We start from the raw sequence: 8945 nt of genomic DNA, 5'->3' as shown, positions 1-8945 counted from the left end.
AAGAAAAGGACCACTTCACAATGGCCCCCTGACGGATAGAAGCATGGCACAGCAATACCCTCGGTACTGCTCTGTCAGGCCAAAGTGGCCGTGAGAACTATTAGCACGAGTCAGCGGTGCACCATTTGCCGCATATGAGAATGTGTCCCATAAGCAGTTCCGGCTCGGAGCAGAACCGGACGAACAGAGAGACGCGATGGAATCACACACGGCCAGGCATGAACTCGAGTTGGGCTTGGACACCTTCGGTGACATCACCGCGGCACCCGATGGCAGCCCGCTTTCCGACGCGCAGACCCTGCGCGACGTGCTCGACCAGGCGGTCCTGGCCGACGAGGTCGGCGTCGACTTCCTCGGCGTCGGCGAACATCACCGCGCGGACTACTCCGTGTCCGCACCCGAGGTGGTCCTCGGCGCCATCGCCGCGCGCACCGGCCGGATGCGCCTGGGATCGGCGGTGACCGTCCTGAGCTCCGACGACCCGATCCGTGTGTTCCAGCGGTTCTCGACCGTCGATGCCCTCTCCTCGGGCCGCGCCGAGGTGATCCTCGGCCGCGGCTCGTTCACCGAGTCGTTCCCTCTTTTCGGCTACGACCTCTCCGATTACGAAGAGCTGTTCGCCGACAAACTCTCTCTCTTCACCGAACTGCGCACCGGCAACCCCGTCACCTGGTCCGGCTCGACGCGCGGCCCGCTACGCGCTCAGCCCGTGTTCCCCCAGCTCGAGAATCCCCCGCTGCCCACGTGGATCGCAGTGGGCGGCAGCCCCGAATCCGTGGTGCGCGCAGCGTCGTACGGGCTTCCGCTGATGCTGGCCATCATCGGCGGCGACCCGCTCCGCTTCCGCCCCTATGTCGACCTCTACCACCGCGCTCTCGCCGACTTGGAGAAGGACGCCCTCCCGGTCGGCGTGCACTGCCCGGGACACGTCGCCGACACCGACGAGCAGGCACGCGAGGAGTTGTGGCCGCACTATCGGGGATACGTGGCGCGGATCGGGCGCGAACGAGGGTGGCCACCGCCCAGCCGTTTCGAGTTCGAGCGGTCCACCGGGCCCGACGGTGCACTGTTCGTCGGATCGCCGGAGACCGTCGCCCGCAAGATCGCCTCGACATCGAAGGCTCTCGGGCTGAGTCGCTTCGACATGAAGTACTCCCACGGCACCCTGGGCCATACACAGCTGATGCGCAGCGTCGAGCTGTACGGCACGAAGGTCATCCCGCGGGTGCGCGAGCTGCTCGCCGAGGGGTGAGCGGTCTCAGCGCCGACTGAGCGTGAGCGCGAAATCCCCGGCCGGGTCGGTCCACACGGTGACCACCTGGAGTCCGGCGGATTCCAGTTCGTCGCGCAGTGCGTCGGGCTCGAACTTCGTGCTGATCTCGGTGTGGATCTCGGTGCCGGCCGGCAGCCGCCACGCCCGGCCCAGGACCTCGAAGTAGGCGTCGATGTCCCGGCGGGCGCGCAGCCACATCTCGATGCGGTGTTCGCGCGGGTTCCATCGCGCGATGTGTTCGAAGTCGTCGGCGTACAGGCCGCGGGCGTCGAGCCCGGTCCGCAGGACCTCGATGAGGTTGCGGTTGAAATCGGCTGTGACACCGGCCCTGTCGTCGTAGGCGGCGACGAGCCGGCCGGTGTCTTTGACGAGGTCGGTGCCGAGCAGGAAGAAGTCGCCGGGCGAGAGCGCCTTCGCCAGGCCTTGATAGAACGCGCGCCGCGCGTCGGGGTCGAAGTTCCCGATGGTGCCGCCGAGGAACACGGCGAGGCGGGGGCCGTCGGCGTCGGGCAGACGCAGATCGGGTTCGGTGAAGTCCGCGACCACCGGGACGACGTCGATCCCCGGGTAGTCCGCGGACAGCACGTCGGCCGTGGTCGTGAGCATCTCGGTGCTGACATCGACCGGTACGTAGGTGAATCGCTCGGCGTCAGGGGTGGCGGCGCTGAAGGCATCGAGCAACAGCCGGGTCTTGGTGGAGGTGCCCGAACCCAGTTCGACCATCACCTGTGCCTGTGTGGCATCGGCGATCTCGGCCGCACGCGCGCGCAGGATCGCGGTCTCACGACGCGTCGGGTAGTACTCGGGCAGCCGGGTGATCTCGTCGAAGAGCTTGCTCCCGCGCTCGTCGTAGAGCCATTTGGTGGGCAGCGTCGGCGGGTCCTGCCACAACCCCGAAAGTGCATCCGCGGCAAGAGTCATCGGGCGAGCCGCAGTCCCGAGAACACCCACCGCGACGCAGCGGGGAAGAAGTTCCGGTAGGTGATCCGCTCGTGGCCGGCCGGGGTCACCGCGCTCGCGCCGCGCAGGACGTGCTGGTCGGACATGAACTTGCCATTGTACTCGCCCACCGCCCCGTTCGCCGGGACGAATCCCGGGTAGGGCAGGTACGCGCTGGCCGTCCACTCCCAGACGTCACCGACCATCGCCGAACCGGCCCGACCGGGATGACATCGGCCAGGGTCGAGGAGCCGGCCACGCGCGTCGCCGAGTGTTCCCGCGGCGACCTCCCATTCGAATTCGGTGGGGAGGCGCGCGCCGGCCCAGCGGGCGTAGGCGTCGGCCTCGTAGAAGGACACATGGGTCACCGGCTCGTCGGGCACGACCGGGCGGCGGCCGGACAAGGTGAAAGTGGTCCAGCCACCGTCCTCTTCGCGCCAGTAACCCGGTGCATGCCAGCCTGTTTGGTTGACCGTGCCCCACCCGTCGGAGAGCCAGAACTCGTGGCGTCGGTATCCGTCGTCGGCCATGAACTCCAGCCAGTCGGCGTTGGTCACGAGCCGGTCGGACACCGCGAAGTCCTCGAGATACACACGGTGCCGGGGCCCCTCGTTGTCGTAGGCGAATCCGCTTCCGACCGCACCGACCTCGTGCACACCGCCGGCGAACTCACGCCAGCCCATCGGCGCGACCTCCCCGGGCACATCGGGTTCACGGTCGACGTACACCGGCCCGAACGCGTGCGTCGAGAACAGGTGCTTGATGTCCATGAGCAGCAGTTCCTGGTGCTGTTGTTCGTGATTGCAGCCCAGTTCGACGAGGTCGAGTGCGGCGTCGTCGAGTCGGCCGGACTCGAGGGCCGCGACCATCGCCGCGTCCACGTGTTCGCGATACCGCGTCACGTCGCGCACGCCCGGTCGGGTCACCAGGCCGCGATCGGAACGAGGATGCCGTTCTCCCACCGTCTCGTAGTAGCTGTTGAACAGGTACCGGAACGTCTCGTCGTAGACCGTGTAGCCCGGGTCCCGGCGGAGGATGAACTCCTCGAAGAACCAGGTGACATGCGCCCGATGCCATTTCGCGGGACTCGCCTGGTCATCGACTGCGGCGTCTGGTCTTCCGGCGAGAGCCGTTCGGCGAGAGCATCGGTCCGCGATCGCACGTCGAGGAAGCGGCGGACGGTGTCGGAACCGCCCGCGCCCACTCCAGGGGGTTCGACATCCGGGGACCCCGCTCCCGATCGCGGATCGGGGCGGACGGTGGGTTCGGTGATGCTCACTGGAAAGCCTCCCGTGGCAAACGAAGGAGTGTGCGGCGGCGTCTTGGGCGAATCTCCGCATCCATCGTCACGACGGTTTCCATCTCTGTCAACGATGGTCGGTCTTGCGTCCGGCCCCCTAACACACCAATCGTCAACCGAGGGTTGACGGCCGAGTCTCGTCAATCTACGGTTGACGCATGGCAAAGAACCGCATTCCCGTTCGCCTCGACGACCTGATCGTCGCGATCCGCAAGGTGCACGACGACCCGCTCGACCAACTGTCCGATGCGGTCCTCGCCGCGGCCCACCTCGACGAGGTCGCCGACAGCCTGATCGGCCATTTCGTCGACCAGGCTCGCCGCTCCGGGGCCTCGTGGACCGCGATCGGAACCAGCATGGGCGTCAGCAAACAGGCAGCTCAGAAGCGATTCGTCGACCGGGTGTCGACGACCGGCGATGCCGGGGCCGGACCGGCCGACGCGTCGGACCCGTTCTCGAGGTTCACGCCCCGCGCGGCGAATGTCCTGATGGCGGCCAACGGTGCGGCGGCCGCGGATCGGGCCGAATTCGTGACCCCCGCCCACGTGGCCGCGTCGATGAGCGTCGATCCGCAGGCCCTGGTCTTCGTGGTGCTGCGGGAGTTCGGCGTCGACGTCGAGGCGTTCTCGGAGGCCATGGCGCCCCTCGTCCCGGCGCCGCGGGACATCCCGGATTCCGAGGCGTCGACCGTCGTGCCCTATGACGACGCGGCCAAGGCCGTCCTGGAGGCGACCGTCGGCGTCGCCGTCGACCTCGGGCACAACTACGTCGGCACCGAACACCTGCTGCTCGGGCTGTTCGCCGACGACTCGGTGGCCCCCGCGCTCACAGACCTCGGGCTCGAAAAGACCGCGATCCGCGACACGATCATCGTGACGCTCGCGCAGTTCACCCCGCCGGCCGAGTAGCTACTCCTGAGCCGGCCGAGTAGCTACTCCTGGTCAGAGATGTAGTGCACCGCGGCTTCTTCGGCCGAGGCGCCCGCGCCGTCGATACCCGCGTCGGCGGCGATGGCCTCGGGTTCGGTGTCGATGCCCGAACCCTCGTCCGGCGCGATCAGCCGACCGGCTCGTCGGTCACCGACCTCGTGGTCTTCGTCGAACTCCTCGCTCCGGTCGGAATCATGTGCGCGCCAATCCTTTTTGGCGCGCTCGTCGGCGGTGATCTCGTCGAGCGGATCGACCGCCCCGACGTCGGGCTCCTCCTCGGCCAGCCGCTCGTCGAGGCTCTCGCCCTCGCGTTGCTCCTGGGCCGTCAGCCCGTGGACAGCACCTTTGGGCCGGTAGTCGGGTGGTGAGAATCCCTCGTCGAGGACGTCGTCGACGCCGCGGTCGACCAGGGTGTCCTCCGGCTGGAGTTGATCGTCCTCGTCAAGGCTGTACTCGCCGTCGGAGCCTTCGGGGGTGCTGCCGATGTCGTCCTTCATCCTTGTCACGATGCCAGCCCGTCGTGGCCTGTGCCAGAGATCGGCGCGGGTTGTCCCAGTTCGGTCAATACGCCGGTAACCGTCAGCGGAATCGACCAGAATGACGAAGATGATCGAGGAATTGCAGGTCGAGGCCGAAGCTCTCCTCTCCGCGGGCGAATACGAGCATGCGCTCGCCGCATTCTCGGTCCTCCGCGAGGTCAGGGCACGACGCGAGGGACCGTACTCGACGAAGTATCTGTCCAACCTGCACGACTGCGTCCGATGCATGTCGCACCTGCAGCTGTGGACCGACGCCAACTACCTCTGCAGCGAGCTGCACGGCAAGTACGTGCGCACCCACGGCCGCGGGGAAGCCGACACCGTCGACGTCGCCAAACACTGGGCCTGGGCGCTCGTCAACCTCCACGACTACCCGACGGCCATCCGCCTCTACCTCATGACCGCCGACGCTCTCTGGGACATCGACCCCGGTCAGGCACAGCGCCTTCTCGGTGCCGCCGTGATCCACCGGCATGACACCGATCCCCTGGAGATCCTCACCCCGGGCGAGATCGACGGAGTGGGCCTGCACCACGCCGACGAGGAACGCACGGTGATCGCTCGCCTGGTGGCTCAGCTCGCCGACAACGACACCGCCTCGCGGAGTTCGGCCACCATCGACGGCCTCGCGTTCGCCTGACCCGACGAGAGTCGAGGTCAGACCACGTCGGTTCGACGCCGCCGTCGCATGATGTAGCTGTCGGCGGCGGCACGCCCCGCCGAGGTGAAGCCGACCGCCAGGAGACCGGCGATCAGTGCCAGCGGCCATTCGTAGCCGCTGTCGGCGTTCCAGAATCCCGCATCCCAGTGCACGAACACGATCGCGCCGATCATGTCCGCGATCAGCAGCGTGGCGACGATGGGAAGCAGCAGGCCGAGGATCAGCAGGATGCCGCCGACCAGTTCCACCCAGGTCGCGTAGTACGCGGCGAGATCGGGGTACGGCACGTCCATGCCGGCCGGACCGAAGGCCACCTTCGTGGCGTCCATCCCCTGCGTCACCAGCTTCTGCCAGCCGTGCGCGATGAAGATGATGCCGAGTATCAATCGCGCGAGAAACTGCGCGACACTGCCGAATCCGCTCATAACCCTGCTCCTCGCATCGTCGGGCGGGCCCGGATCCCCGCCGCCAGGTACTCTCACAGTGTCCGCGACGACATCACCTCGTCGCGGGTGTTACGCCGAAATCGAGTCATCAAACGCAACCGCGTCGTGACCAAAGGCACCGTACCGGCGCCCGGGGGCCACGGCCGTCCGACCGCCGGCGAACATGCCATACGGCAGAACGGAGTAGGAGTCGAGAGTGCCGGGAAAGTCTGGCCTGGGGTCGCGAGCAAATACCGGGCAGCCCGTCCTGGGCGCACCGTCCGATGTCCTCGATCCGTACGTGCCGGACAACGGGAATCTCGGTTTCCGGATCTCGCGCTACGACCTCGAACTCGAGTACAAGGTCGCGAGCAATCGCCTCGACGGCACCGCGGTCCTGACCGCGACGTCGTTGCGCGAGCTCAAGCGCTTCACCCTCGATCTCGCGGGCACGATGTCCGTGCAGCGGGTCTCGGTCAACACCAAGCGCGCCCGCTACAGCCATCGCCGCAACAAACTCACCATCACCCCCGACACCCCGGTGCCGCCCGGCGGCGCGATGACGATCACCGTCCGCTACCACGGCAGCCCCCGTCCGATTCGAGGCCCGTGGGGCGAGGTGGGCTGGGAGGAACTGACCGACGGCTCGCTGTGCGCCAACCAGCCCAACGGCGCCGCATCGTGGTTCCCGTGTGACGATCACCCGAGTGCCAAAGCGCCGTACCGGATCTCGATCACCACCGACAGTCCGTACCACGCGCTCGCCAACGGCGTGCTGGAGTCCAAGCGGGTCCGCGCCGCACAGACCACCTGGGTTTACCAGCAGGTGGAGCCGATGCCCACCTACCTGGCCTCCATCCAGATCGGCCAGTACAAGCAGATCCCGTTGGCCGACAAGCCTTTTCCGGTTACCGGGCTCATCCCGTCCCGTCTCGAGGAGAACTTCGGGATCGATTTCGGACCACAGATGGACATGATCTCGGCGTTCATCGAGATGTTCGGGCCCTATCCGTTCCCGCAGTACACCGTCGTCGTCACCGACGACGAACTCGAGATCCCCATCGAGGCACAGAGTTTCTCGACCTTCGGTGCCAATCACTGCGACGGCAGCCGCGACGCCGACCGCCTCATCGCCCATGAGCTCGCACATCAGTGGTTCGGCAACTCGGTGACCGCCGCGCGCTGGCGGGACATCTGGCTGCACGAGGGATTCGCCTGCTACGCCGAGTGGTTGTGGAGCCAGCGATCCGGTGGCCGAAGCGCCGACGAGTGGGCCCGCCACTACTACGAGAAGCTCGACGCCGCGCCGGTGAAGGTGCCGCTGGCCGATCCCACTCCGCGCAAGATGTTCGACGACTGGGTCTACAAACGCGGTGCGCTGACGCTGCACGCCCTACGTCTGCGGATCGGCGACGGCGACTTCTTTGCCCTGCTTCGCCGCTGGACCGAGAAGTACCGCTACGGGTCGGTGACCACCGAGGACTTCATGTCGCTCGCCGCCAACCACTCGTCGAAGCCGCTCAAGGACCTGTGGGACGCCTGGCTGTTCACCCCCGAGCTACCGCCGTTCCCCACTCCGTCCTGAGGCACCTCATGACGACGGACACGCCGGCACCGACGCCGGACTCCCCTTCCGGCGCGGCCGAGGGAACCGACACCGACGCGCGGTCGCTGGGACGCGTCACGATCGCGACGCTCATCGCCGCCGCGTCGGGCTATGTCGTGCTGCTCTTGGCCGCACGACATCTCGGCGCGATCGGGTACGGAGTCTTCGCGGTGTTCTGGGCGGCCTACGGCCTCGTCACCGGTGCGCAGAACGGTCAGCTGCAGGAGACGACGCGTGCCGTGCGCGCGGCCTCCGACGATGCCGTCCGGTCGCGACCGTTGCCCGTGAACGTCGGGATCGGAGTCGGCCTGGCCGCGCTCGTGGCCGCGACCTCGCCGCTGTGGAGCGGTGAGGTGTTCACCGATCAGCGTTGGCTGTCGGTGGCGTTGCTGTCGGTCGGGGTGGCGAGCTTCGCGGTGTACGCACACCTGTGCGGCGCCCTGTCCGGGATGCTGAGCTGGTCGTCGTTCGCGGTGTTGCTGTCTGTCGACGCGCTGATCCGTCTCGCCGGTGCCGTCGTCGCGGTGGCCGCCGGCTGGGGCACCACAGCATTCCTGGTCATCACCGTCATCGGTTCCGCGTCGTGGGGCCTGCTGCTGCTCGGTTCATCGGCGGCCCGCCGGGCGGTCGGGATCGGCGGGGACGTGTCGCCGCGTCGACTCACCACCAACACCCTGACCGCGATGGCCGCCGCCGCGGCGAGTGCCGTTCTCGTCATGGGCTTCCCGGTGCTGATCAACCTGACTGCCAACCTGCGCGGCACCCCCGACGCCGACGAGGCCCGGATCATCGGCGCACTCATCCTGGCGGTGACACTCACGCGTGCCCCGCTGCTGGTGCCGCTCAACAGCTTCCAGGGCGTGCTGATCTCGCGATTCGTGGACGGCCGCGATCGGCGGATCGCCGCGCTGGCCGCTCCGCTCGGCATCGTCGGCATCGTCGGCGGGGTCGGGGTCGCGGCCGCGTGGCTGGTCGGGCCCTGGCTGCTCCGGTCGGTCTTCGGCGCCGACTTCGACCTCGACGGCTACGTCGTCGCACTCCTCACCGCAGGTGCCACGTGCCTGGCCCTGCTGACCGTCACCGGTGCCGCCGCGATCGCCGCCGGCGCGCACCGCTGGTATGCGGCCGGGTGGTGGGTCGCGACCGTGGTCGCGGTCGGGATGCTGCTGATCCCGGCCGACGTCGAGGTCCGGACCTGCGTCGCCCTCGTCGTCGGACCACTCGTGGGCCTCGGCGTGCACATGGTCGGGGTGCTGCGGGGGCCTAGTTGTAA

Annotated in this window: 8 protein-coding genes and 1 pseudogene; 5 read left to right on the top strand and 4 right to left on the bottom strand. The window is 67.8% G+C overall.

What is annotated here, in order from left to right; genetic code table 11:
* Positions 1-196 precede the first annotated feature (196 nt).
* Positions 197-1252 carry an LLM class flavin-dependent oxidoreductase gene (locus tag GOALK_RS00995; protein WP_040003907.1) on the top strand — a complete coding sequence of 352 codons (1056 nt, stop codon included), beginning with the start codon at positions 197-199 and terminating at the stop codon, positions 1250-1252.
* Positions 1253-1258: 6 nt separating this feature from the next.
* Here GOALK_RS00995 and egtD read toward each other — a convergent pair whose 3' ends face one another.
* Positions 1259-2194 (bottom strand): L-histidine N(alpha)-methyltransferase, encoded by a 936-nt coding sequence (gene egtD, locus GOALK_RS00990; RefSeq protein WP_006356911.1) that lies wholly within the window; start codon positions 2192-2194, stop codon positions 1259-1261.
* A pseudogene (gene egtB, locus GOALK_RS00985) lies at positions 2191-3416 on the bottom strand (ergothioneine biosynthesis protein EgtB). Before egtB ends, egtD begins: the two are co-directional and overlap by 4 nt.
* A 254-nt stretch (positions 3417-3670) precedes the next feature.
* On the opposite strand from egtB, the gene GOALK_RS00980 reads away from it, so the two are divergent.
* On the top strand, positions 3671-4420 hold the full coding sequence (locus GOALK_RS00980) for a Clp protease N-terminal domain-containing protein (protein WP_006356909.1): 750 nt from the start codon (positions 3671-3673) through the stop codon (positions 4418-4420).
* A 23-nt stretch (positions 4421-4443) separates the two neighbouring features.
* Here the strand turns inward: GOALK_RS00980 and GOALK_RS00975 are convergent, their stop codons facing one another.
* Entirely contained in the window at positions 4444-4938 is a 495-nt protein-coding gene (locus tag GOALK_RS00975; protein WP_006356908.1) for a DUF5709 domain-containing protein, read from the bottom strand.
* 109 nt (positions 4939-5047) lie between these two features.
* Between GOALK_RS00975 and GOALK_RS00970 the strand changes: the two genes are divergently transcribed.
* Positions 5048-5620, top strand: coding sequence for a hypothetical protein (locus GOALK_RS00970; protein ID WP_035755297.1), 573 nt, complete (start codon positions 5048-5050; stop codon positions 5618-5620).
* Positions 5621-5637: 17 nt separating this feature from the next.
* Here GOALK_RS00970 and GOALK_RS00965 read toward each other — a convergent pair whose 3' ends face one another.
* Positions 5638-6066: a DoxX family protein gene (locus GOALK_RS00965; protein ID WP_006356906.1), complete on the bottom strand. Its 429-nt coding sequence runs from the start codon at positions 6064-6066 to the stop codon at positions 5638-5640.
* A gap of 217 nt (positions 6067-6283) precedes the next feature.
* Between GOALK_RS00965 and GOALK_RS00960 the strand changes: the two genes are divergently transcribed.
* Positions 6284-7651 carry a M1 family metallopeptidase gene (locus tag GOALK_RS00960; RefSeq protein ID WP_006356905.1) on the top strand — a complete coding sequence of 456 codons (1368 nt, stop codon included), beginning with the start codon at positions 6284-6286 and terminating at the stop codon, positions 7649-7651.
* 8 nt (positions 7652-7659) lie between these two features.
* Positions 7660-8945, top strand: a 1286-nt coding sequence (locus tag GOALK_RS00955; RefSeq protein ID WP_006356904.1) for a polysaccharide biosynthesis protein, incomplete at its 3' end; no start/stop codon positions are given.

The organism is Gordonia alkanivorans NBRC 16433 (assembly GCF_000225505.1).
Taxonomy (GTDB): Bacteria; Actinomycetota; Actinomycetes; order Mycobacteriales; family Mycobacteriaceae; genus Gordonia; species Gordonia alkanivorans.
This window is presented reverse-complemented; position numbering and strand designations above follow the sequence as displayed.